This window comes from Pseudomonas sp. URMO17WK12:I12 (assembly GCF_000514395.1).
Taxonomy (GTDB): domain Bacteria; phylum Pseudomonadota; class Gammaproteobacteria; order Pseudomonadales; family Pseudomonadaceae; genus Aquipseudomonas; species Aquipseudomonas mucoides.
Genome location: NZ_AZVV01000004.1, coordinates 498,997 through 521,529 on the forward strand (window position 1 = coordinate 498,997; position 22,533 = coordinate 521,529).

Below are 22,533 nucleotides of genomic sequence, written 5' to 3' on the forward strand. Positions count from 1 at the left end.
CCGTCGTAACGGCGTAATACCGGCGCTAACCAGTGAATTTACCTGCGCTGAACCGTTTTAGTGACGGGTATCTGACGGCGTGTCGACGCCCGCTCCGGCGAATAATTGAGCGATATCGGCGGCATCGAACAGGTAGCGCTGATTGCAAAACTGACAATCGATCTCGATGTTGCCACCGTGTTCGACGACCAGGTTTTGCGCATCCTCCACCCCCAGACTGACCAGGGCATTGGCGGAACGTTCGCGGGAGCAGCTGCAACGGAAGCGCAGTTTCTGCACGTCGAACAGGCGCACCTGCTCTTCGTGGTAGAGGCGATGGAGCACGGTTTCGTTGTCCAGGCTCAGCAGTTCATCCGCGGTCAGGGTGCTACCCAGCGCGGTGATGTGCTGCCAGCTGGCGGCGCGTTCTTCTTCATCTTTCAAACGGTCTGCGGGCAATTGCTGCAACAGCAGGCCACGGGCACGGCGGCCATCGGCGTACAGCCAGAAGCGCGTACCGACCTGTTGGGACATGACGAAATAATTGGTGAAGCACTCGGACAGGGTTTCGCCGTCGAGGTCGACGATGCCTTGGTAGCGCTGACCGTGGGTCGGGTCGACCGTCAGCGCCAGGACGCCGTTCGGCATCAGGTCGGCGAGCGTCGCGTCAGGGGCGATCTGGTCAGCTTCGTAACGGGCCAGGCCGCGAATATCGCGCTCACTGGAGCACTCGATCATCAGCAGCGGGATCGGGCCGTCGGAACGGGCCTGAAGGATCAGCAAGCCATCGAACTTCAGCGCGCCGACCAGCAGCGAGGCGGCCGCCATCAGTTCGCCGAGCAGTTGCTGGACCGGTTCCGGATAGGCGTGCTTGGCCAGGACTTCGGCGTAGCTGAGCTCCAACGAGACCAGCTCGCCACGGGTGTCGCTGTCATCGAAGATGAAGCGTTGGGTGAAGTCGTTATCCGGTAGGTCGGTCATAGGTCTGGGTATCTGAATGGGTGAAGATGGGGTTCAACGGTCAAAAATCGCGTGTGCTCGGCATGGCCGGTATTTTATGAACAATCCGGGGGTAGTTCCAAGCAAGGTGGAACGTCCGCCGGTATGGGCTCTCGCGATTTTGCGTCTCTGGCACTGCTGACCTTCTGGTTATGGCCTACAGGTCAGAGGCTGTGTGTGATTTTCGACGAGCGGCTGTTTGTCCGCTCGATGCGCCGCTGGCGAGTCACCCGATATGGTTACTCGATCAGGTAATTGCAAGTCTTGCCTGTGGATAAGCTGGCCTCAGGCGAGTGCTGCGCACTCGATCGCGGGCAAGTCGAATCGTCGCACCGCACGCTCCCACAGTAGACTGCATATCCCTGTGGGAGCGGGTTTGCCCGCGATGGCTGTATAACTCACTCGTCGTTGCTGCTGCCCCGAAACTTGAACAGATCCCGGCGCTGTTTCTTGCTCGGCTTGCCATCGGTGGTCATCCCCAACGCACCCGCCTTGCGCTGGGCCGCGGCGTTTTCGCGCTTGGCGATGCTGGCCTCGGTTTCGGCATACAGTGTCTGGGCCTCCGGCGCGCCACGGCGAACGATCGACAAGGCCTGAACCACTACCGTGCGCTCTTCGAAACCTGCGCGAATCACAAATTCGTCGCCTACTCTTGGCTCCTTGCCCGGCTTGCAGCGCTCGCCGCGGCAATGCACCTTGCCGCTTTCAATCGCAGCCTTGGCCAAGGCTCGGGTTTTGTAAAAACGCGCGGCCCACAACCATTTATCGAGACGGACTTTGTCGTCCTCTTCGTTTTTTTGTGCCATGGGATTTCCTCATTCTGAAATATTGGTGAACTGTACTACTGTTTCAGTCGCACCAAGAATTGCACCGGCGCGGATTACAATGCATGCATTCCAGAACCTCCTCGGAGGGCTGGAAATCCGGGCCGTAGATATCTGTCGCCTTTTAACCATTATTCTGCGTGAATACCGCGAATTCGGCCGCTTGCGGGCCGTGCGGTTTCTACCGGTTGAGCAACTTTGAAGACATTTGATCATTTGACCGTTGTCGGTCTGCGCGAGTGGGTGGCGCTCCCTGATTTGGGAGTCGCGGGCCTGCGGGCAAAAATCGACACCGGTGCCAGTACCTCCAGCCTGCATGCCACCGACATCGAGCCGTTCGAGCGCGATGGCGAGCAGTGGGTTCGCTTCACCGCGCACTTGGGCACGGTGGTGCAATTGCGTCATCGACGCTGTGAAGCACCGCTGGTGACGATGAAAACCATTAAAAGCTCCAACGGCCACGCGCAGAAGCGCTACGTGGTCAGTACCACCCTGGCCCTCGGTGATCGGGTCTGGAAAGTTGAGTTCACGCTCGCCTGCCGCAAATCCATGCGTTATCGCCTGTTACTCGGTTCCAAAGCCCTGATTCACGGCCAACTGGTGGTCAATCCGGGCATCAAGTACGTACAAGACAAGCCGGTGTTCCCGGTATCTACCTCTTCCACAGGTGTTGCATGAAGATCGCTGTGCTGTCGCGGAATCCGCGTCTGTATTCCACTCGTCGTCTGGTTGAAGCCGGTACCGAGCGTGGCCACGAAATGGTGGTGATCGACACCCTGCGCGCCTACATGAACATTGCCAGCCACAAGCCGCAGATCCACTACCGCGGCAAGCCGCTGGAAGGGTTCGATGCGGTGATCCCCCGGATCGGTGCGTCGGTAACGTTCTATGGCTGCGCGGTGTTGCGTCAGTTTGAAATGATGGGCGTGTTTCCGCTCAATGAATCGGTGGCCATTGCCCGCTCGCGGGACAAACTGCGCTCGCTGCAATTGCTGTCACGTCGCGGGATCGGTTTGCCGGTAACCGGGTTCGCGCACTCCCCGGATGACATTCCCGACCTGATCGACATGGTCAACGGCGCTCCGCTGGTGATCAAGGTGCTGGAAGGCACCCAAGGCATTGGCGTGGTGTTGTGTGAAACCGCGACGGCGGCGGAGTCGGTGATCGAAGCGTTCATGGGCCTGAAGCAGAACATCATGGTCCAGGAATACATCAAGGAAGCCGGCGGCGCGGACATCCGTTGTTTCGTGGTCGGTGACAAGGTGATTGCGGCGATGAAGCGCCAGGCCAAGCCTGGGGAGTTTCGCTCCAACCTGCATCGGGGTGGCAGCGCCAGCCTGATCAAGATCACCCCGGAAGAACGTATGACTGCATTGCGTGCGGCGAAGGTGATGGGCCTGGCGGTGGCGGGTGTGGATATCTTGCGTTCGAATCACGGGCCGCTGGTGATGGAAGTGAATTCGTCACCGGGTCTGGAAGGGATCGAGACCACCACCGGGAAGAATGTGGCGGGGATCATCATTGAGCATCTGGAGAAGAATGGTGGGCCGAATATGACGCGCACCAAAGGCAAGGGATAAAAAAGCAGCTTTAAGCGGCAAGTTTCAAGCTGCAAGTAAAAAGCGGATTTGCTTTTCGCTTGAAGCTTGAAGCTTGAAGCTTGAAGCTGCTGCTATACCGCATCTCGAGGCAACATCAACCCCAGCGGCAACCGCACCCGCGCTTCCAGCCCGCCACCGGAACGGTTGCGCAGCTCTACATTCCCGCCATGCATCGAAGCGATCCGCTTCACGATCGCCAAACCCAATCCAGTCCCCTTGCCACCCCGGGCACGATCCCCCCGGGTGAACGGATTGAAGATCGCTTCCAGCTCGGAAGGATCAATCCCCGCCCCACGGTCCATGACACTCAGTACCACATACGGTGCGCTGGTATCGCCGGAGACATAGGCTGCCACCTCAACGCCACTGCCCGCGTGATGCAAGGCATTGCCGATCAGGTTGTTCAACAGGCGTTTCATCGACACCCGACGCAATGGAAACGGCTGAATCGGCTCCAGGCGCAGACGGACCTTTTCTTCACTCTGGTTGTACGGCGCAGCGACTTCACGAACCAGGTCGCTGAGGTCCACCTCTTCCACCGACTCGTCACGGCCATCGCGAATAAACGCCAGAAACTGGTCGAGAATCGCGTCCATGTCCTCAATGTCGCGCACCATGTCGTCGGTGAGGTCGGTGCGATCCCCCATCAGCTCCAGAGACAGCCGCAAGCGGGTCAAGGGCGTACGCAGGTCGTGGGACACTCCCGCCAGCATCAATTCGCGCTCACGCCCGGCCTGCTCGACGTCTTCGGCCATCTGGTTGAAGGCGCGGTAAACCTCAGTCATTTCGCTGGGCGTATCACTGATCGGCAGTCGCACGCTGCGTCCCTGGCCAAGTTGCCTGGCGGCATACACCAGACGTTTCAATGGTTGATTGAGCTGACTGACGAAAATCCACGCCGACGCAGTCGACAGCAAGCCAATGGCGAGGAACCAGCCGAGCACGTTCCAGATTTTCTGGCCACGCAACGGATGGGGATACAGCGGCACTTTCAGCCAGCCATCGCCCAGGCTCGGCGCCCGGACCCACAGCGCCGGTGGTGAGTGCATGCGCAATCGAACTTCAGTGTCGGCGCCCAGTTCGGCCTGCATCTGCCGCTGGTAAATCTCGCTGTACGGCCAATGCTGTTCACCCTCCGGTACACCCGCACCCACGACCCGGATCAGGGTGGCGGCATCGGCAATTTTCGCGCGGTTTTCTTCATCAGCAGCCCAATAGGCGCGCAGCGTCAGGGCGACGCCGTGGCTGTATTGGCGGTCCACCAGCACGTCTTCGTTCATCAACAGATAAACCAGGGTCAGCGCCTTGGAAAACAGGACGACGATCAGCACCAGCCAAAGGGTGCGGGAGAAGAAACTCTGGGGGAACCAAACGGGGGTTTTCATGGATAACCGCTACACACTTGCAGGAGCGAGCGATGCTCGCATATTGCGGATCGCGAGTCTGCGGACAAAGTCGTCTGACCGTTGCCCGCAAGACCCGCTCCTACAAATCGCCGATCACTTGGTGGCGGCGCCATCCGGAACGAACACGTAGCCCACGCCCCAGACAGTCTGGATGTAACGCGGCTTGGACGGATCGGGTTCGATCATCCGGCGCAGACGGGAAATCTGCACGTCGATGGAACGCTCCAGGGCATCCCACTCGCGGCCACGGGCCAGGTTCATCAGTTTGTCGCGGGTCAATGGCTGACGCGCGTTCATGACCAATGCCTTGAGGACCGCAAACTCACCGGTGGTGAGCATGTGCACTTCGTCACCGCGCTTGAGCTCGCGGGTCGCCAGCGACAGTTCGTAATCACCGAACGTCACGCTTTCGTCTTCGCTGCCCGGTGCACCTGGCACAGGCGTCGACTGACGACGCAGGACCGCTTTGACGCGGGCCATCAACTCGTCCGGGTTGAACGGCTTGGCCAGGTAATCGTCGGCGCCCAGTTCAAGGCCCTTGATACGGCTCAGCTCGTCGCCCTTGGCGGTCAGCATGATGATCGGAATCTGATTGTTCGCCGTGCGCAGGCGGCGGCACGCGGTCAGGCCGTCTTCGCCAGGCAGCATCAGGTCGAGGACGACCAGGTTGAACACTTCACGCGCCAGCAGGCGGTCCATTTGCTCGGTGTTCGGTACGGCGCGGGCGCGGTAGCCCTTGCTGACGAAAAAGCGTTCCAGCAGGCTGCTCAGCCCTGGATCGTCGTCAACAATAAGAATTTTTTCGCCTTCAGCAATGTTTGCAGTGCTGCTCATTAGATGCTCCTTTTAGCTCGGCGCGCATTATGGCGTAGCTGCCGTTATACGCACCGTGTGCATTGTTAGCAGATTTTTCCTCCACCGCCAGCAAACCGGCCATTGCCCCTCCAGTCTGCGATGCCCCCGAACGGCCGAACGCTGGTTATAATGCGCGGCCTTTTGTGTCAGGCAACATCAGACAGGTACGACAGAGCGGCGCCATTTATTTCCCGGGCGTGCGCAGTAATTGTTCGATTTCACGGGTCAATGGGGTGCCCTTTGATCCAGGCAGCGGCGCAGGCCAGGCCGCTCAACCAGACTCGCAGAGCCTTTAATTCTGCGCCTGCGAGCCTGCTTTCACAATTTGTCAGGTGGTTTTATGGACAGCATCAACAGCCGCATCGCCGAGGAACTCGGTGTACGCCCACAACAGGTCGAAGCGGCCGTCGCGCTACTCGATGAAGGCTCTACCGTTCCCTTCATCGCCCGTTACCGGAAAGAAGTGACCGGCAGCCTCGATGACATCCAGTTGCGGCATCTGGAAGAGCGTCTGCGCTACCTGCGAGAACTCGACGAACGGCGCATCAGCATCCTCGCCAGCATCGAAGAGCAAGGCAAGCTGACCCCGCAACTTGAGCGCGACATCAAACTCGCCGACACCAAGACCCGCCTCGAAGACTTGTACCTGCCGTACAAGCAGAAGCGCCGCACCAAGGGCCAGATCGCCCTGGAAGCCGGCCTCGGCGAACTGGCCGACGGCCTGTTCAACGACCCGACCCTGACCCCGGACACCGAAGCCGCACGCTTCATCAACGCCGAAAAAGGCGTGGCCGATGTCAAGGCAGCCCTCGAAGGCGCCAAGTACATCCTCATGGAACGCTTCGCCGAAGATGCCGGTTTGCTGGACAAACTGCGCAGCTACCTGAAGCAGGAAGCCACCCTCAGTGCCCGCGTCATTGCCGGCAAGGAAGAGGAAGGCGCCAAGTTCCGCGACTATTTCGAACACGACGAACCGCTGAAAAGCATGCCATCGCACCGCGCGCTCGCCATTTTCCGTGGCCGTAACGAAGGCATTCTGAGTTCGGCGCTGAAAGTCGGCGACGAGCTGCCGGGCACCATGCACCCGTGCGAAGGCATGATCGGCCAGCAATTCGGCATCCAGAACCAGAATCGCGCCGCCGACAAATGGTTGGGCGAGGTGGTGCGCTGGACCTGGAAGGTCAAGCTTTACACCCACCTCGAAACCGATTTGCTGGGTGAACTGCGCGATGGCGCGGAAACCGAAGCGATCAACGTGTTCGCGCACAACCTGCACGATTTGCTGCTGTCGGCCCCGGCCGGCCCACGCGCCACCCTGGGTCTCGACCCGGGCCTGCGCACCGGTTGCAAGGTCGCCGTGGTCGACGCCACCGGCAAGCTGCTGGATCACGCCACGGTTTACCCGCACGTGCCGCACAACAAGTGGGACCAGACCCTCGCCGTTCTGGCCGCCCTGTGCGCCAAGCACTCGGTCGACCTGATCGCCATCGGCAACGGCACCGCCAGCCGCGAAACCGACAAGCTGGCTGCTGAGCTGATCAAAAAATACCCGGCGATGAAAATGACCAAGGTCATGGTCTCCGAGGCCGGCGCATCGGTTTACTCGGCGTCGGAACTGGCGTCGAAAGAATTCCCGGATCTGGACGTGTCGATCCGTGGCGCGGTGTCGATTGCCCGTCGCTTGCAGGATCCACTGGCCGAGCTGGTGAAGATTGATCCGAAATCCATCGGCGTCGGCCAGTACCAGCACGACGTGTCGCAGCTGAAACTGGCCCGCGGCCTGGACGCGGTAGTCGAGGACTGCGTGAACGCCGTGGGCGTCGACGTCAACACCGCCTCCGTGGCGCTGCTGGCCCGCATTTCCGGCCTCAACGCGACCCTGGCGCAGAACATCGTCAGCCACCGTGACGAGCACGGCGCGTTCAAAACCCGCGCCGCGTTGAAGAAAGTCGCGCGTCTGGGCGAAAAAACCTTCGAACAAGCCGCAGGCTTCCTGCGGGTGATGAACGGCGATAACCCGCTGGATTCGTCGGCCGTTCACCCGGAAGCCTATCCGCTTGTACAGCGCATTGCCGCTGAAACCGACCGCGACATCCGCTCGCTGATCGGCGACGCCAGCTTCCTCAAGCGTCTTGATCCGAAGAAGTACACCGACGAAACCTTCGGTCTGCCAACGGTCACCGACATCCTGCAAGAGCTGGAAAAACCGGGGCGTGACCCGCGTCCAGAGTTCAAGACCGCCGAGTTCCAGGAAGGCGTCGAAGACCTCAAGGACCTCGAACTGGGCATGATCCTCGAAGGCGTGGTGACCAACGTGACCAACTTTGGCGCGTTCGTCGACATCGGCGTGCATCAGGACGGTTTGGTGCACATCTCTGCGCTTTCGGAGAAGTTCATCAAGGATCCACGTGAAGCGGTGAAGGCCGGTGATGTGGTGAAGGTGAAGGTCATGGAAGTCGACATCCCGCGCAAACGCGTGGGTCTGTCGATGCGCATGAGCGACACCCCGGGCGAGAAGATCGACGGTGCGCGCGGCGCACGTCCGGGGTCGGCACCACGCCAGTCCCAGAACACCGCACCGCGCAAGGAAACCACAGCGCCAGCCCCGAGCAACAACGCGATGGCGTCGCTGTTCGCCAACGCCAAGCAGTTGAAGAAACGCTGATGGACATCCCTGCCGGGTACACCGAAAGCGCCTTTTTCAAGCTGCTGGGGTGTCGCTTGCACAGCCTGGAAACCGGGGTGGCGCACGTCGCCCTGGCACTGGAGCCAGAGCTGCGCAATCGCGGCGGAAAGCTGCACGGCGGGGCTTTGTTCAGTCTGGTGGACATTGCCATGGGGCTGGCCTGCTCCAGCACCCACGGCTTTGACCAGCAGAGCGCGACCATCGAATGCAAGATCAACTACATCCGTGCTGTTTCAGACGGTGAAGTGATGTGCACGGCGCGGGTGATCCACCCGGGCCGCCGCACGCTGGTGGTCGAGGCCGATGTGATGCAAGGCGACAAACTGGTCGCAAAAGCACAAGGCACGTTCGCTGTCCTGTAGCTAGATGTCATCGATTTGAGTTAATTTCGGCGCAATGCAACCTGTGGGCGCGAGCTTGCTCGCGATGGCGGTGTGTCAGACGACATCAATGTTGACTGACAATCCCTCATCGCGAGCAAGCTCGCTCCCACGGGGTTTGTGCAATTCCTGACTGACCGGCATTAGGCCTGTGCGGCTCGAAAAAACCAGGCGAAAACGCCAGTTTTAACTTCACCCTTGTAGACCGTCTTGCCCACCCCCATATTGGGGCGACTGACGCGTGAAGGAATCCAACTTGAGCGAACTTCTCAACCGCCGCCTGGCCCTGCTCGGCGAGCGCGCTAACCTCTCTCTGCTCGAACAGTGCCTTCACGGCATCGAACGTGAATGCCTGCGCGTGACCGGCGAAGGTCGCCTGGCGCAAACGCCGCACCCGGAAGAATTGGGTTCCGCGCTGACCAACGAACAAATCACCACCGACTATTCCGAGTCGCTGCTGGAGTTCATCACGCCCGCCCTGCCCGATCCGGCGGATACGCTGGCGAGCCTGGACAAGATCCATCGCTTTGCCTACAGCAAGCTCGGCAACGAGTTTCTGTGGAGCCCCTCGATGCCGTGCCCGTTGCCGGCCGAGGAAGACATCCCGATTGCCTACTACGGCACGTCCAACATCGGTCAGCTCAAGTATGTGTATCGCAAGGGCCTGGCCCTGCGCTACGGCAAGACCATGCAATGCATCGCCGGGATTCACTACAACTTTTCCCTGCCGGAAAAGCTCTGGCCGTTACTCAAGGAGTCGGAAGGCTTTGTCGGCACCGACCGCGACTATCAGTCCTCGGCCTACATCGCACTGATCCGAAACTTTCGCCGCTACAGCTGGCTGCTGATGTACCTGTTTGGCGCCTCGCCTGCGCTGGACGCCGGCTTCCTGCGGGGGCGTTCGCACCAGTTGGAACAACTGGACCCGGACACCTTGTACTTGCCGTACGCCACCAGCCTGCGCATGAGCGACCTGGGTTACCAGAGCAATGCCCAGGCCGGTCTGACGCCGTGCTACAACGACCTGTCGAGCTACACCGATAGCCTGCGCAAAGCGGTCGCCACGCCGTATGCGCCGTATGTCGAAATCGGCACGCATCAGGACGGTGAGTGGGTTCAGCTCAACACCAATATTTTGCAGATCGAAAACGAGTACTACTCCAACATCCGTCCGAAACGTGTGACCTATACCGGTGAACGGCCGATTCAGGCGCTGGTGGCCCGTGGCATTCAGTACGTTGAAGTGCGTTGCCTGGACATCAACCCGTTCCTGCCGATGGGCATCGACCTCACCGAGTCGCGCTTCCTCGACGCGTTCCTGCTGTATTGCGCCCTGAACGACAGTCCGCTGTTGACCAATACGTCCTGCAGCAACGCCACCTCGAACTTCCTCAGCGTGGTCAAGGAAGGTCGCCGCCCGGGCCTGCAATTGCACCGCGACGGGCAGCCGGTGGACCTCAAGGAGTGGGCCAGCGAGTTGCTGGAGCAGATTGCTCCGTTGGCCGCGATGCTCGATCAAAGCCATGGTGGCGATGCTCATAGCAAGGCGCTGGATACGCAGTTGGCCAAGGTCAAGGATCCGTCGTTGACGCCTTCTGCCCAAGTGCTGGCGGCGATGGCGGAACACGAGGAAAGTTTTGCTCAGTTCTCTTTGCGTCAGAGCCGGACACATGCGGAGTTTTTCCGCAGCGAGCCTTTGAGTGAGGAAGACCAGGCGAAATTTGAATCGCTGGCGCGTTCGTCGCTGGCGGCTCAGGTTGAGCTGGAGCAGAACGAAGTCGGCGATTTCGATGTGTTTGTCGGGTCGTATCAGGCGAGTATTCTGGCGATCAGTAACTGACCAGCCAAGGCAGATCCCTTGTTCATTGATCGCTCCCACGCTCTGCGTGGGAACGATCAGGGGGAGGCATAGCGTTTTCCACACATAACCGCGTGACCCAGCACTACGCGGTGGATGACTACCGGCCGGCGCGGCGGGTGATGCAACGGGCGACGGTGTTGGGGGATGTGCCGTTTTTCCGGTAACCCCGGACTCTTCAGCGTCTGGTCTGGCCCCATCGCGAGCAAGCTCGCTCCCACAGGGTTAATGCTTGGCCACAAAAATTGGCCACCACCCATCCACTGTGGCAGCGAGCTTGCTCGCGATGGCGGTGTAACAGACGCCGGAAAAATCCGGCGCCAAACGGTTACTCAGCCGTCGAAGGTTTCTCCCAAAGATTAATTCCGCCTTCCTGGGCAAACCGGTCAATCTCCGCCAATTCTTCAGCACTGAAGCTCAAATTCTTCAACGCCCCGACGTTCTCGATAATCTGCTCCGGCCGACTCGCACCGATCAGCGCTGAGGTCACTCGCGGATCGCGCAGCGTCCAGGCCAGCGCCAGTTGCGCCAGACTCTGCCCACGGCGCTTGGCAATCTCATTGAGCCCACGCACATGCGCAATGTTGGCCTCGGACAGGTGCGAGGACTGCAACGAACCACCGCCCGGACGATTGACCCGCGCATCCTTCGGAATACCGTTGAGGTACTTATCGGTCAGCAACCCCTGCGCCAACGGCGTGAAAGCAATCACGCCAGTGCCGAGTTCGTCGGTGACGTCCAGCAGGTCTTTTTCCACCCAACGATTGAGCAGGTTGTAGGCCGGCTGATGAATCAGCAGTGGCACTTTCCACTCTTTCAACAGCGCCGCCATCTCACGGGTTTTCACCCCGGAATACGACGAGATCCCGATGTACAAGGCCTTGCCTTGCTGTACGGCGGTGGCCAGCGCGCTGGCAGTTTCTTCCAGTGGGGTGTCCGGGTCGAAGCGGTGCGAATAGAAAATATCCACATAATCCAGGCCCAGACGCTGCAGGCTCTGATCCAGGCTGGCCAGCACGTATTTGCGCGAACCACCGCCCTGCCCGTAAGGACCGGGCCACATGTCCCAGCCAGCCTTGCTGGAGATGATCAGCTCATCGCGGTACTGCTTGAAATCTTCGCGCAGCAGACGGCCAAAGTTGATCTCGGCACTGCCATACGGCGGGCCATAGTTGTTGGCCAGGTCAAAGTGGTTGATGCCCAGGTCGAACGCCGTGCGCAACAACGCGCGCTGGGTATCGATCGGCGTGCTGTCACCGAAGTTGTGCCACAGGCCCAGGGACAGTGCCGGCAGCACCAGACCGCTGCGACCCACGCGGCGGTAAGGAATGGAATCGTAGCGGTTTTCGGCAGCGGTGTAGGTCATCGAATCCTCTCTTGTCGGTCTTGAATGTGGTATCGACTGCTTCGCAAGTTGCCCAGCATACGCCCAGACAAACGCCGATAAACCTCGGACTCGAGAAAATGCTGAAACGTTTCACAAATGATCGTTCCTACGCTCTGCGTGGGGATGCTGCCGGGAACGCTCTGCGTTCCGTTTTTTGAAGTGACGCAGAGCGTCACGGGATGCATTCCCACATGGAGCATGGGAAAGATCTGCTCTCAAATGGCCCCCGCAAACACCTCCTCCAACCAATCCACAAACACTCGAACCCGTGGCGACATGTGGCGGTTATGCGGATACAGCACCGATACCGGCATCGGCGGTGGTGGCGTGTCGGTGAGAACTTCCTGCACCAGCCCTTGGGCAATCAGGGTCTCCATCCGGTAATGCGGGCACTGGATCAGCCCGAGTCCGGCAATCGCCGAGGCGGCGTAGATTTGCGCGCCGAACACTGAAAGCGCGCCGTCGATGGCGACTTCCTTCAGTTCACCATTCACCATGAATTCGAACGGAAACAACTTGGCGGTGGTGCGCGAGACGTAGTTCACCGCGCGGTGATGCTTGAGGTCGTCGAGGGTTTTCGGTTCGCCGTATTTGCGCAAGTACGCGGGGCTGGCGCAGGTGATCTGGCGCAGGTGGGCGATGCGTTTTCCGATCAGGGCCGAATCACTCAACGTGCCCGCGCGCAGTACGCAGTCGACGCCTTCGGCGATCAAGTCGACAAAGCGGTCGGACTCGCTGATGGACAGTTCGATCTGCGGGTAGCGTTCCATGAACTGCGGCAAGGCGGGGATCACAAAGCTTTTCGCCAACGTGCCGTGCAGGTCGACGCGCAGCCGGCCTTTCGGTGCGCAGCCGCGAAACGCCAGTTCGGCCTCTTCCAGTTCCGCCAGCAGTTGCACGCAGCGCAGGTAATACGCCTCGCCATCCAGCGTCGGGCGCACCTTGCGCGTACTACGCTCCAGCAATCGCGTGCCGAGCCAGGCTTCGAACTGGTTCAGGGTGTGCGTCAACGTGGCGCGCGGCAGGTTCAGGTCGTCGGCCGCCAGGGTGAAGCTGCTGCGCTCGTAAATCCGCACGAACACCTTCATCGCTTTGACTTGATCCATGCCGACCTCCGATTGTTGGCGATTCTTGAACAGTCAAGGCAACTCTCGTGCATTTATCGACCTGAGTAAACATGTGAGTCTGGCTTCACACCGAGCCCACCCCTGATCAGGAATCAACACCATGAGTATTCAGAAAGTTGCCATCGTCACCGGCGCCTCGCGCGGCATCGGCGCTGTGATCGCCAGACAATTGGCCCGCGACGGTTTCGCCGTCGCCATCAATTACGCCAGCAGCGCCACTGAAGCGTCGGCCCTGGTGGTGGAGTTGCGTCAGGCCCGCCATCAAGCCATAGCGATCAAGGCTGACGTGGCCAACGCCGACGACGTGCGTCGGATGTTCGACGAGACCGAAACGCAACTGGGGAAAGTCGATGTACTGATCAATAACGCCGGCATCCTCAAAGTGCTGCCGCTGGCGCAACACACCGATGAATTGTTCGAGCAGACGTTCAACATTCACGCACGCGGCACGTTCAACACCTTGCGTGAAGCGGCGACGCGCTTGAACAGCGGCGGGCGGATCGTCAACTTTTCCAGCAGCACCGTCGGCCTTAACCTGCCAGGTTACGCGGTGTACATTGCCAGCAAAGCGGCGGTGGAATCGCTGACCCAGGTGTTTGCCAAGGAAATGCGCGGGCGCAATATCACCGTGAATGCCGTGGCGCCGGGGCCGGTGGCCACTGAGTTGTTTTTGCACGGCAAGAGTGAAGAGCAGATTCAGAATTTCGCGAAGATGCCTCCGCTGGAACGGCTGGGTCAGCCGGAGGATATTGCTCGGGTGGTGTCGTTTCTGGTGGGGCCGGACTCGGCCTGGGTCAACGGGCAGATTTTGCGCGCTAATGGTGGGTTGGTTTAACTATGCTCAATCCAAGACCCTAGTGACCCTTTCGCGAGCAGGCTTACCAGGAAACAAATCTCTAAAGGGCAAAACCCACCATGCACACCGCCATCATCATCACCTTCGGCCTGGCCCTCCTCGCCCTGATGCTGTTCATCGGCGAGAAAATCGGCTTCAGCCGCCAGACACTGACCTACAGCTTTGTAGTCCTGTGGCTGGCGCTGACAGTGATCAACGGCGCCATCGGCGTGGTCACTGCCGGCCAGTCCTTGAGCTCGGAGCTGGGGATCGGCACGGTGGTGTTCAGTGTGCCGGTGGCGGCGCTGGTGTTGTTCATGGTGTTGAGCGCCGAGGCCTGAAACAGGCCCCGCGTTACTAACGCACCAAATGCAAAAACTGCAGATGCCGTTCGTACTGGTCAAGGATGTCGTTGATGATCTGGTCCTTGGTGTAACCCACCAGATCGTAGTCCTGACTGCCCTCGCTCAAATGCACTTCGGCCCGGTAATAACGACGGTTATTGAGCTGCTTGGAGCCCATGCCGCCACGGGCAAAGGATGGCGTGAAGTAACCGCGCATCTGCACCTGATAAATAAACGGATGCTCTTCACCGTGACCGATTTCCAGGCTGACACTGTCGTTGACCGGGTCCGGTTGCGTGATCACATTCAAACCCTTCTCGACGAACACCGCCGACACTTCCTCGATCGCCGGGCGCACCGTGGTATCGAGAAAACGATACACCTCATCCCGGGACGGGAAGTGCACCGCCTGACTCAAGCGCTGACGCCAGCCACCGCGCCGTGAGCCGGCCACCGGTGCCAGGGAATGCAGTTGCGCAATCTGCTTCTGCGACTCCAGGTAGAACGCCTTGTGCAGCCCCCACATCATCAACAGCAGGATCAGCGAGAACGGCAGCGACGTCAGCACCACCGCCGACTTCAACGCATCGATGCTGCCGGAGAACAGCAGCGCACTGGTCACCAGTGCGGTCATCGCGCCCCAGAACACCCGCAGCCATTTCGGCCCGTCTTCATCCGGGTTGCCGCCCTTGGCGGACAACGTCGACAACACCACCGTGCCGGAGTCAGCCGAGGTGACGAAGAACACGAAGCTGATGAACACCGTCACGGCGATCACCGTTTTGCTCCACGGGTAGGTTTCCAGCAGCAAGTAGAGGGTCATCGACGGGTTGTCGATGGCCGACATGCCGAGCGCACTCATGCCGTGGTTGAGCACTTGATCGATGGCGCTGTTGCCGAAGATCGACATCCACGCCAGGGTGAAACCGAGCGGGATCAGCAGCACGCCGAAGACGAATTCGCGGATGGTGCGGCCACGGGAAATCCGCGCGATGAACAGGCCCACAAACGGTGACCATGCGATCCACCAGGCCCAGTAAAACACCGTCCAGCCGCCGAGCCAGTCGCTGGGTTTGTCATAGGCGTACAGGTCGAAACTCTTCATCGGCAAGGCGCCGAGGTAGTCGCCGATGTTTTGGATCAGGGTGTTCAACAGGTGCTGCGTGGGGCCGGCGAACAGCACGAACAGCAGCAGTGCGCAGGCCAGCAGCATGTTGATGTCGGACATCACCCGCACGCCTTTATCGACGCCAGACACTGCGACGATGATCGCCGCGCCCATCATCAGCGTAATCAGGCCGACCTGAATCCACTGGGTGTGGGCGATGCCGAACAAGTAATCCAGACCGGAGTTAAGGTGCAGCACACCAAAACCCATGTCGGCACCGAGGCCGAACACCGTGGCGATGATGCCGAAGCCGTCCACCGCGTAACCGATGGGGCCGTTGATACGCTTGCCGATCAGCGGGTACAGCGCCGAGCGCAGGGCCAGCGGCAGGTTGTGACGGTAGGCGAAGTAGGCCAGCGCCATGCCGACAAAAGCGAACACGCCCCAGCCGTGCAGGCCCCAGTGCAGAAACAGAATCTGCATCGCCTGACGCGCAGCCTCCGGTGTACCGGCCGTGCCTTGGGGCGGTTGCGCCAAGTGGGTCAGCGGTTCGGACACACAAAAGAAAAACAGCGTGATGCTGATCCCGGCGGCGAACAGCATGCCGGCCCAGGACAGGTAACTGAACTCGGGTTCGTCGTGGTCGGCACCGAGCTTGATCTTGCCGTAGCCGGACAAGGCGGTGACCACCACGAAGACCAGATACAGGGTCATCGCGAGCATGTAGTACCAGCCGACCGTATTGGCCGCCCAGTTTTGCGCCGCCAGCAACCAGGCACCGGCTTGCTCGGGCATGGCGATGACGACAATGCCGAAGAGCAGAATGAAGCTCGCCGAGAAGTAGAACACCGGCGGGTTCATGCGGACCAGGCCGCTGGGTGGGATAGACGATGCACTCATGAAACGTGCACCTCTAAGGGGTAAAACGTGGCTGTAGAAATCAGACTCAGCAAAGGCAAGCCTCCTGTTGTGAGCGGGCAGCAAACTGCCGGTTTAACTTGAATGAGCGTTCAAGTTAAACATGGATAGGGGGCTAAGGACTAATCCCTGGGCTCGGCGGTACTGTTCGTACGCTAGCTCAAGGATGGGTAAGAGGAGGGATTTTGAGGATTCGTTCAGTTGAGATTTAGCTGAATGCCGTTGTCTCGGCACGGCTTGAAATCCAATCGCGAGCAAGCTCGCTCCCACAGTGGATTTGGGTCAGTCCACGCTATTGTGAACACCACAAAACCCTGTGGGAGCGAGCTTGCTCGCGATGAGGCCGGATCAGTCAATCGAGATTCCGGACCTACTTCTGCGTCCCATCATCATGCTGCAAATTCGCCTGCGTCAGGTTGCACCCCGCCGGCACGCTGCGGGTCAGCCACACATTGCCGCCAATGGTCGAGCCCTTGCCAATCGTGATCCGCCCCAAAATCGTCGCCCCGGCATAAATCACCACGTCGTCTTCAACAATCGGATGCCGCGGATGGCCCTTCTGCAACTGACCGTCTTCATCGGACGGGAAGCGCTTGGCGCCCAGCGTGACCGCCTGATAAATCCGCACGCGCTCACCGATAATCGCGGTCTCGCCGATCACCACGCCCGTCCCGTGATCAATGAAAAAGCTGCGGCCGATCTGCGCGCCAGGGTGAATGTCGATTCCGGTGGCCGAGTGGGCGATCTCCGAACTGATCCGCGCCAGCAATGGCAACCCGGCGCGGTACAAATGGTGCGCCAGGCGATGGTGAATCACCGCCAGAATGCCCGGATAGCAAAGCAACACTTCGTCGACGCTGCGCGCCGCCGGGTCGCCGTGGTAGGCAGCCAGCACATCGCTGTCCAGCAAACTGCGCAGTCCCGGCAAGGCGAGCGCGAAGTCCTGAATGATCTGAATGGTTTTCGCCTCGATGTCGGCCTCCGCCTGCTGGCTGTGGCGAGCGGCATAGTGCAATTCGAGTCGTGCCTGGGCCAGCAACGCATTGAGCGCCACATCGAGGGTATGGCCGACGTAGAAGTCTTCACTCTCCTCGCGCAAATCCACCGGCCCCAGGCGCATCGGGAACAACGCCCCGCAGAGTGCTTCAAGGATCTCCGCCATGGCCGCTCGCGACGGCAATTCGCGCCCGCCCTGCTCGGTGCTGGCACGCCCATTTTGTGCACGCCACTGCGAACGCGCCGTGCGCAGTTGGCTGACGATGGTCTGCAGTTGCCAATGACTGGAACGCTCGCTCACGGTAAAAACTCCTCACGGGCGGGCGGCCGGACTGTCTGGCCGCGCTGACGGCGTTTACTTTACGGCATGGTCTTGAGGCCGAATTAAGAACCAATTGTGCAGAGCTCAGAATCTTTGGCTATAAGCGATTGGCGGTTGCCCAGGCAAATGGGCGTGCCTATAGTCCTGTCATCTTTCTCCGCCAGTACGGACCCATGATCAAACAACAGCTCGCTCGTTTTAACCGTCTCGATTTACTCGGCCACCCCACTGCCCTGGAAAAACTTGAACGCTTGTCGACCTGGCTGGGCCGCGATGTGTACGTCAAACGCGATGACCTGACGCCACTGGCCATGGGCGGCAACAAACTGCGCAAGCTCGAATACCTCGCCGCCGATGCTCTGGCACAAGGCGCCGACACGCTCATCACCGCCGGTGCGCTGCAGTCCAACCACGTGCGCCAGACCGCAGCCATTGCCGCCAAACTGGGCCTGAGTTGCGTCGCGCTGCTGGAAAACCCTTTGGGCACTGACGACGCCAACTATCTCGGCAACGGCAATCGCCTGTTGCTGGACCTGTTCGATACCAAGGTCGAGCGGGTGGAAAACCTCGACAACGCCGACGAGCAATTGCAGGCCCTGGCCGATCGCCTGCGCAATAACGGCAAGAAGCCGTACCTGGTGCCGATTGGTGGTTCGAATGCGCTGGGCGCGTTGGGTTATGTGCGCGCCGGGTTGGAGTTGGCCGAGCAAATCAAGGACACCGGTTTGAATTTCGCCGCCGTGGTCCTGGCCTCGGGCAGTGCCGGCACCCACAGCGGGCTGGCGTTGGCGCTGAGTGAAGCGCTGCCGGATTTGCCAGTTATTGGCGTCACGGTTTCCCGTAGTGATGAAGACCAGCGACCGAAAGTCCAGGGCCTCGCCGAACGTACGGCCGAACTGCTCGGCGTGCAGTTGCCAGCGAGTTTCAAAATTGAACTGTGGGACGAATATTTCGGGCCGCGCTATGGCGAGCCGAACGCCGGAACACTGTCAGCAGTGAAGCTGCTGGCGAGTCAGGAAGGCTTGCTGCTGGACCCGGTGTATACCGGCAAGGCCATGGCCGGGTTGCTGGACGGGATCGGACGCGGTCGATTCGATGAGGGGCCGATTATCTTCCTGCACACCGGTGGGGCACCGGCGTTGTTCGCCTACAAAGACTTTTTGTGATCGATGGTTCCCATGCTCTGCATGGGAACCCTCTTAATATGCAATTATTGAATAACCAGATCAATATTTAATATTTTCCAATCTATAGGCGTCATCATATAGTCGCGCCGCAGGCGAATTTGCAGCGAGACGCATATGCTGCTTTAGGGCAGGATATCGCAGTCGTCCAAATCCCGGATTTGCCAACATTCCTAAAGCGTCTTCCATAAGAAAACACAGGGGCTTGTCATGAATTTTTCCGCACTACGTCGAAACCTGCTGGTTGGTTCGCTGGGCCTGGCGCTGAGCGCCGGTTTGCTCGGCCAGGCCGTTGCCGGTGAGCAACTGCAAAAAATCAAGGACGCGGGCGTGATCAACGTCGGTCTGGAAGGCACTTATCCTCCGTTCAGTTTCGTTGACGCCGACGGCAAACTGGCCGGCTTCGAAGTCGAGCTTTCCGAAGCACTGGCTAAAAAGCTGGGCGTCAAAGCCAAGATTCAGCCAACCAAGTGGGACGGTATTCTTGCTGCTCTGGAATCCAAGCGCCTGGACGTAGTGGTCAATCAGGTCACCATCTCCGACGAGCGCAAGAAGAAGTATGACTTCTCCGAACCGTACACCATCTCCGGGATTCAGGCGCTGGTACTGAAGGACAAGGAAGCCGCGCTGAACATCAAGACCGCCGCTGACCTGTCCGGCAAGAAAGTCGGTGTAGGCCTGGGCACCAACTACGAACAATGGGTCCGCGCCAACGTGCCGGGCGCTGACGTGCGCACCTACGACGATGATCCGACCAAGTTTGCCGACCTGAACAATGGCCGTACCGATGCCATCCTGATCGACCGCCTGGCCGCACTCGAATACGCCAAGAAAGCACCGAAAACAGTCGCTGCCGGTCAAGCGTTCTCCCGTCAGGAGTCCGGTATTGCCCTGCGCAAAGGTGAGCCAGAACTGCTGGCAGCCGTGAACAAGGCCCTCGACGAGCTGCGTGCCGATGGCACCCTGGCCAAGATCTCGGAAAAATACTTCCAAGCTGACGTCACCAAATAATGGAAGAAGCTTTCCAACTCGCACTGGACTCCGCGCCCTTTCTGCTCAAGGGCGCGTACTTCACAGTAATCCTCAGCCTCGGCGGGATGTTCTTCGGCCTGGTGATGGGTTTCGGCCTGGCACTCATGCGCCTGTCGCGTTTCAAGCTGGTGAGCTGGATCGCCCGCATCTACGTGTCGTTCTTTCGCGGCACGCCGTTGCTGGTGCAACTGTTCGTGATCTATTACGGCTTGCCGCAACTGGGTATCGAACTTGATCCGCTGCCGGCGGCCCTGATCGGCTTCTCGCTGAACATGGCGGCCTACGCCTGCGAAATCCTCCGTGCCGCGATCAGCTCCATCGAGCGCGGCCAGTGGGAAGCTGCCGCAAGTATCGGCATGACCCGCGCGCAAACCCTGCGCCGGGCCATCCTGCCACAAGCGATGCGCACGGCCTTGCCGCCGCTGGGCAACAGCTTCATTTCGCTGGTCAAGGACACGGCACTGGCCGCCACCATTCAGGTGCCGGAGCTGTTCCGTCAGGCACAACTGATTACCGCCCGGACTTTCGAAGTCTTCACCATGTATCTTGCCGCCGCGCTGATCTACTGGATTCTGGCCACGGTGCTGTCGCACCTGCAGAACACGTTGGAAGCGCGGGTCAATCGGCACGACCAGGAGTCCTGACCCATGATTGTCGTGGAAAAACTGACAAAGCAGTTCAAGGGTCAAGTCGTGCTCAACGGCATCGATCTTGAAGTGAAGGAAGGCGAGGTCGTGGCGATCATCGGGCCTAGCGGCTCGGGCAAGACCACGTTCCTGCGGTGCCTGAATTTTCTGGAAGAACCCACCAGCGGCCGGATCAAGGTCGGTGACATCGAGATCGATGGCAGCCGCCCGCTGAACCAGCAGCAAGGTCTGGTACGACGCCTGCGCCAACACGTCGGCTTCGTGTTTCAGAACTTCAACCTGTTCCCGCACCGTACTGCTCTGGAAAACGTCATCGAAGGCCCGATCATCGTGAAGAAGATCCCGCACGCCGAAGCCGTTGCCCTGGGCAAAAAGCTCTTGGCCAGGGTTGGCCTGGCGGGCAAGGAAGATGCTTACCCGCGGCGCCTTTCCGGTGGTCAGCAACAGCGCGTGGCGATTGCCCGGGCGCTGGCGATGGAGCCGGAAGTGATCCTGTTCGATGAGCCGACCTCGGCGCTCGATCCGGAACTGGTCGGTGAGGTGCTGGCGGCCATCCGCAGCCTCGCCGAGGAGAAGCGCACCATGGTCATCGTTACTCATGAAATGGGTTTTGCCCGGGACGTGGCCAATCGCGTGGTGTTTTTCGACAAGGGCGTGATCGTTGAACAAGGCGAAGCAAAAGCGTTGTTTGCCAACCCGAAAGAAGAACGGACAAAACAGTTTCTCAGTAAGTTCTTGAACAACACCCACTGAAGTATCGCCTCGCCACTTGTTAACTTCCATGGATGGAAGTGACAACTAATTCTTCAACAAAACTCCTTCCCGCCTACTTCCCCCCTACTTTAAATAATTCAGCCCCCTCCTGGTGCGGTACATATATATGTCCTGCAACAGATCTTTCTCGCCTAAAGTTTGCCTAACCCAGCGTTCGACAACATGCGACCCTTGGCCACCGCCGGCGTGATGTCACACCTAAAAACGTAGCCATGTTCGACAGCTCGCCGCAGCTTATTAACTTCAGCACGTAGGATTATTCTGAATAACAGGTGATCCAGCACTTAACTAGCCAACTCTATTGACACCTATTCAAGCGCACTCTTATCTAGTCGCCAACAGGCGCCAACCTTTGCACTTCAGCCTTATTCAACTTCCAAGTAATAAGGCGATTTGTTGCCGGGTAATGCACGCCTTTGAACTTTCAGAAACGGAACTTCGCTGCAAGGTTTCAAGGAGAAAAACCATGACAAGCACTTTGAACACACCCGAACTTGCGGCCCCGACCCTGGCGCAATCGCACAAGGCCGGGGTCAACATGATCTCGGCGGCTCATCTCATGATCGACGTGGCGCCCTACCCCGGCATGGACGCAGGCGACCTGATCGAACTGTTCTGGGACGACTGCTACGTCGCATCACGCGTGCTGGGCGCCGACGACGTCGGTGCAGTCGTTGGCCTGCGGGTGCCGGAAAGCTTCATTGCCAACGGCTGCGCACGCATTCATTACAAGGTCATGCAGGTTGGGCAAGGGCCGGCGTTATCACCGGCGACACGGGTCCAGATCAAGCTGGACTGCCCTGGTGGCTCGTTATCGGCCCAGTGCGGCGACGAAAACCAAAGCCTGGCACCCGTGGGCCTGCCCGAGACCATTCGCCGCCAAGGGGTCAATCCGAACCAGATCAAGCGTGGCGTACCACTGACCATCGAGCCCTACCTGAACATGGCCGCCGACGACGAAATAACAGTGCGCTGGGGCGATGTGCGCATGGACCTGCCCAAGCTCAAGGCCGACGAGGTGGGCCAGCCGATTCAGGTCTGGGTGCCGCCGGCAATCATTCTCGAAGCCGGCGAAGACCTGCGGTTGGAAGTGACCTATTGCATCCTCGACCGCGTGGGTAACAACTCGCGTTGGGCGCCACCGCGCTGGCTGAACATCGGTTGCGCCAATCCCTATCTGAAGGTACGGCAGAAGGAGATGTTGATGGCGGCCGAACCGCGTAAACGCTGAGCCCCCGTTGACACTGGGCGAACTCAATCGTGTAGCAGCT

At 59.6% G+C, this 22,533-nt stretch carries 21 protein-coding genes and 2 pseudogenes; 14 read left to right on the forward strand and 9 right to left on the reverse strand.

The features are described 5' to 3' along the window. Positions 1–57 precede the first annotated feature (57 nt). Positions 58–960, reverse strand: a complete 903-nt coding sequence (gene hslO / locus D882_RS0105070) for an Hsp33 family molecular chaperone HslO (RefSeq protein WP_027922233.1) — start codon at positions 958–960, stop codon at positions 58–60. A 76-nt stretch (positions 961–1,036) separates the two neighbouring features. On the opposite strand from hslO, the pseudogene D882_RS1000000133095 reads away from it, so the two are divergent. After that, a pseudogene (locus tag D882_RS1000000133095) lies at positions 1,037–1,244 on the forward strand (phosphoesterase); the annotation flags it as partial. 132 nt (positions 1,245–1,376) lie between these two features. Here D882_RS1000000133095 and D882_RS0105075 read toward each other — a convergent pair. After that, positions 1,377–1,784: an RNA-binding S4 domain-containing protein gene (locus D882_RS0105075; protein WP_027922234.1), complete on the reverse strand. Its 408-nt coding sequence runs from the start codon at positions 1,782–1,784 to the stop codon at positions 1,377–1,379. A 234-nt stretch (positions 1,785–2,018) separates the two neighbouring features. Here D882_RS0105075 and D882_RS0105080 point away from each other — a divergent pair, with 234 nt between their 5' ends. Both D882_RS0105080 and rimK read left to right on the forward strand, forming a co-directional pair. After that, entirely contained in the window at positions 2,019–2,480 is a 462-nt protein-coding gene (locus tag D882_RS0105080) for an ATP-dependent zinc protease (RefSeq protein ID WP_172825959.1), read from the forward strand. Continuing rightward, positions 2,477–3,382 (forward strand): 30S ribosomal protein S6--L-glutamate ligase, encoded by a 906-nt coding sequence (gene rimK, locus D882_RS0105085; protein ID WP_007949201.1) that lies wholly within the window; start codon positions 2,477–2,479, stop codon positions 3,380–3,382. The genes D882_RS0105080 and rimK overlap by 4 nt, the downstream gene beginning before the upstream one ends. 92 nt (positions 3,383–3,474) lie before the next feature. On the opposite strand, the gene D882_RS0105090 is transcribed toward rimK, so the two are convergent. The 3 genes from D882_RS0105090 to D882_RS1000000133100 all read right to left on the reverse strand — a co-directional run bounded on the left by D882_RS0105090 (position 3,475) and on the right by D882_RS1000000133100 (position 5,746). Further along, a complete protein-coding gene (locus tag D882_RS0105090) occupies positions 3,475–4,788 on the reverse strand; it encodes an ATP-binding protein (protein ID WP_027922236.1) in 1,314 nt (437 codons plus the stop codon). A gap of 114 nt (positions 4,789–4,902) precedes the next feature. Then, positions 4,903–5,643: a two-component system response regulator OmpR gene (gene ompR / locus D882_RS0105095; RefSeq protein WP_027922237.1), complete on the reverse strand. Its 741-nt coding sequence runs from the start codon at positions 5,641–5,643 to the stop codon at positions 4,903–4,905. Beyond that, positions 5,618–5,746 carry a hypothetical protein gene (locus D882_RS1000000133100; RefSeq protein ID WP_256218301.1) on the reverse strand — a complete coding sequence of 43 codons (129 nt, stop codon included), beginning with the start codon at positions 5,744–5,746 and terminating at the stop codon, positions 5,618–5,620. Before D882_RS1000000133100 ends, ompR begins: the two co-directional genes overlap by 26 nt. A 258-nt stretch (positions 5,747–6,004) precedes the next feature. On the opposite strand from D882_RS1000000133100, the gene D882_RS0105100 reads away from it, so the two are divergent. From D882_RS0105100 to D882_RS1000000133470, 4 genes and pseudogenes are all read left to right on the forward strand, one after another. After that, the gene (locus tag D882_RS0105100) at positions 6,005–8,329 is read left to right on the forward strand and encodes a Tex family protein (RefSeq protein ID WP_027922238.1); all 2,325 of its coding nucleotides are present in this window, start codon (positions 6,005–6,007) and stop codon (positions 8,327–8,329) included. Further along, entirely contained in the window at positions 8,329–8,712 is a 384-nt protein-coding gene (locus tag D882_RS0105105; protein ID WP_032833439.1) for a PaaI family thioesterase, read from the forward strand. Before D882_RS0105100 ends, D882_RS0105105 begins: the two co-directional genes overlap by 1 nt. Positions 8,713–8,986: 274 nt before the next feature. Beyond that, complete coding sequence (gene gshA / locus D882_RS0105110) at positions 8,987–10,570, forward strand: glutamate--cysteine ligase (RefSeq protein WP_027922240.1); 1,584 nt, start codon at positions 8,987–8,989, stop codon at positions 10,568–10,570. 80 nt (positions 10,571–10,650) lie between these two features. Then, positions 10,651–10,755: pseudogene (locus D882_RS1000000133470) on the forward strand (taurine dioxygenase); the annotation flags it as partial. A gap of 161 nt (positions 10,756–10,916) precedes the next feature. Here D882_RS1000000133470 and mgrA read toward each other — a convergent pair. Continuing rightward, positions 10,917–11,954: an L-glyceraldehyde 3-phosphate reductase gene (mgrA, locus tag D882_RS0105115; RefSeq protein WP_027922241.1), complete on the reverse strand. Its 1,038-nt coding sequence runs from the start codon at positions 11,952–11,954 to the stop codon at positions 10,917–10,919. Between the two features lie 236 nt (positions 11,955–12,190). Then, positions 12,191–13,081, reverse strand: a complete 891-nt coding sequence (locus D882_RS0105120) for a LysR family transcriptional regulator (protein WP_027922242.1) — start codon at positions 13,079–13,081, stop codon at positions 12,191–12,193. A 121-nt stretch (positions 13,082–13,202) separates the two neighbouring features. On the opposite strand from D882_RS0105120, the gene D882_RS0105125 reads away from it, so the two are divergent. Next, entirely contained in the window at positions 13,203–13,937 is a 735-nt protein-coding gene (locus tag D882_RS0105125) for an SDR family oxidoreductase (RefSeq protein ID WP_027922243.1), read from the forward strand. An 80-nt stretch (positions 13,938–14,017) separates the two neighbouring features. Beyond that, entirely contained in the window at positions 14,018–14,278 is a 261-nt protein-coding gene (locus D882_RS0105130) for a hypothetical protein (protein WP_027922244.1), read from the forward strand. A gap of 16 nt (positions 14,279–14,294) precedes the next feature. Here the strand turns inward: D882_RS0105130 and betT are convergent, their stop codons facing one another. Both betT and epsC read right to left on the reverse strand, forming a co-directional pair. Next, on the reverse strand, positions 14,295–16,250 hold the full coding sequence (betT, locus tag D882_RS0105135) for a choline transporter BetT (protein ID WP_177327593.1): 1,956 nt from the start codon (positions 16,248–16,250) through the stop codon (positions 14,295–14,297). A 427-nt stretch (positions 16,251–16,677) separates the two neighbouring features. After that, the gene (gene epsC / locus D882_RS0105140) at positions 16,678–17,604 is read right to left on the reverse strand and encodes a serine O-acetyltransferase EpsC (RefSeq protein ID WP_027922246.1); all 927 of its coding nucleotides are present in this window, start codon (positions 17,602–17,604) and stop codon (positions 16,678–16,680) included. 194 nt (positions 17,605–17,798) lie between these two features. Between epsC and D882_RS0105145 the strand changes: the two genes are divergently transcribed. The 5 genes from D882_RS0105145 (at position 17,799) to D882_RS0105165 (ending at position 22,493) form a co-directional block, all read left to right on the forward strand. Then, positions 17,799–18,791, forward strand: a complete 993-nt coding sequence (locus D882_RS0105145; protein ID WP_027922247.1) for a D-cysteine desulfhydrase — start codon at positions 17,799–17,801, stop codon at positions 18,789–18,791. A gap of 228 nt (positions 18,792–19,019) precedes the next feature. Beyond that, complete coding sequence (tcyJ, locus tag D882_RS0105150) at positions 19,020–19,820, forward strand: cystine ABC transporter substrate-binding protein (protein ID WP_027922248.1); 801 nt, start codon at positions 19,020–19,022, stop codon at positions 19,818–19,820. Beyond that, complete coding sequence (gene tcyL, locus D882_RS0105155; protein ID WP_032833441.1) at positions 19,820–20,485, forward strand: cystine ABC transporter permease; 666 nt, start codon at positions 19,820–19,822, stop codon at positions 20,483–20,485. The genes tcyJ and tcyL overlap by 1 nt, the downstream gene beginning before the upstream one ends. Positions 20,486–20,488: 3 nt before the next feature. Next, positions 20,489–21,241 carry an L-cystine ABC transporter ATP-binding protein TcyN gene (gene tcyN / locus D882_RS0105160; protein WP_027922250.1) on the forward strand — a complete coding sequence of 251 codons (753 nt, stop codon included), beginning with the start codon at positions 20,489–20,491 and terminating at the stop codon, positions 21,239–21,241. Between the two features lie 487 nt (positions 21,242–21,728). After that, positions 21,729–22,493, forward strand: coding sequence for a hypothetical protein (locus D882_RS0105165; protein ID WP_027922251.1), 765 nt, complete (start codon positions 21,729–21,731; stop codon positions 22,491–22,493). Positions 22,494–22,533 lie beyond the last annotated feature (40 nt).

What these genes read in the sequence shown, in the direction of transcription:
- hslO (WP_027922233.1), bottom strand. Translation starts at nt 960, where the DNA reads ATGACCGACCTACCGGATAACGACTTCACCCAACGCTTCATCTTCGAT.
- D882_RS0105075 (WP_027922234.1), bottom strand. Translation starts at nt 1,784, where the DNA reads ATGGCACAAAAAAACGAAGAGGACGACAAAGTCCGTCTCGATAAATGG.
- rimK (WP_007949201.1), top strand. Translation starts at nt 2,477, where the DNA reads ATGAAGATCGCTGTGCTGTCGCGGAATCCGCGTCTGTATTCCACTCGT.
- D882_RS0105090 (WP_027922236.1), bottom strand. Translation starts at nt 4,788, where the DNA reads ATGAAAACCCCCGTTTGGTTCCCCCAGAGTTTCTTCTCCCGCACCCTT.
- ompR (WP_027922237.1), bottom strand. Translation starts at nt 5,643, where the DNA reads ATGAGCAGCACTGCAAACATTGCTGAAGGCGAAAAAATTCTTATTGTT.
- D882_RS1000000133100 (WP_256218301.1), bottom strand. Translation starts at nt 5,746, where the DNA reads ATGGCCGGTTTGCTGGCGGTGGAGGAAAAATCTGCTAACAATGCACAC.
- D882_RS0105100 (WP_027922238.1), top strand. Translation starts at nt 6,005, where the DNA reads ATGGACAGCATCAACAGCCGCATCGCCGAGGAACTCGGTGTACGCCCA.
- D882_RS0105105 (WP_032833439.1), top strand. Translation starts at nt 8,329, where the DNA reads ATGGACATCCCTGCCGGGTACACCGAAAGCGCCTTTTTCAAGCTGCTG.
- mgrA (WP_027922241.1), bottom strand. Translation starts at nt 11,954, where the DNA reads ATGACCTACACCGCTGCCGAAAACCGCTACGATTCCATTCCTTACCGC.
- D882_RS0105120 (WP_027922242.1), bottom strand. Translation starts at nt 13,081, where the DNA reads ATGGATCAAGTCAAAGCGATGAAGGTGTTCGTGCGGATTTACGAGCGC.
- D882_RS0105125 (WP_027922243.1), top strand. Translation starts at nt 13,203, where the DNA reads ATGAGTATTCAGAAAGTTGCCATCGTCACCGGCGCCTCGCGCGGCATC.
- D882_RS0105130 (WP_027922244.1), top strand. Translation starts at nt 14,018, where the DNA reads ATGCACACCGCCATCATCATCACCTTCGGCCTGGCCCTCCTCGCCCTG.
- betT (WP_177327593.1), bottom strand. Translation starts at nt 16,250, where the DNA reads ATGAACCCGCCGGTGTTCTACTTCTCGGCGAGCTTCATTCTGCTCTTC.
- D882_RS0105145 (WP_027922247.1), top strand. Translation starts at nt 17,799, where the DNA reads ATGATCAAACAACAGCTCGCTCGTTTTAACCGTCTCGATTTACTCGGC.
- tcyJ (WP_027922248.1), top strand. Translation starts at nt 19,020, where the DNA reads ATGAATTTTTCCGCACTACGTCGAAACCTGCTGGTTGGTTCGCTGGGC.
- tcyL (WP_032833441.1), top strand. Translation starts at nt 19,820, where the DNA reads ATGGAAGAAGCTTTCCAACTCGCACTGGACTCCGCGCCCTTTCTGCTC.
- tcyN (WP_027922250.1), top strand. Translation starts at nt 20,489, where the DNA reads ATGATTGTCGTGGAAAAACTGACAAAGCAGTTCAAGGGTCAAGTCGTG.
- D882_RS0105165 (WP_027922251.1), top strand. Translation starts at nt 21,729, where the DNA reads ATGACAAGCACTTTGAACACACCCGAACTTGCGGCCCCGACCCTGGCG.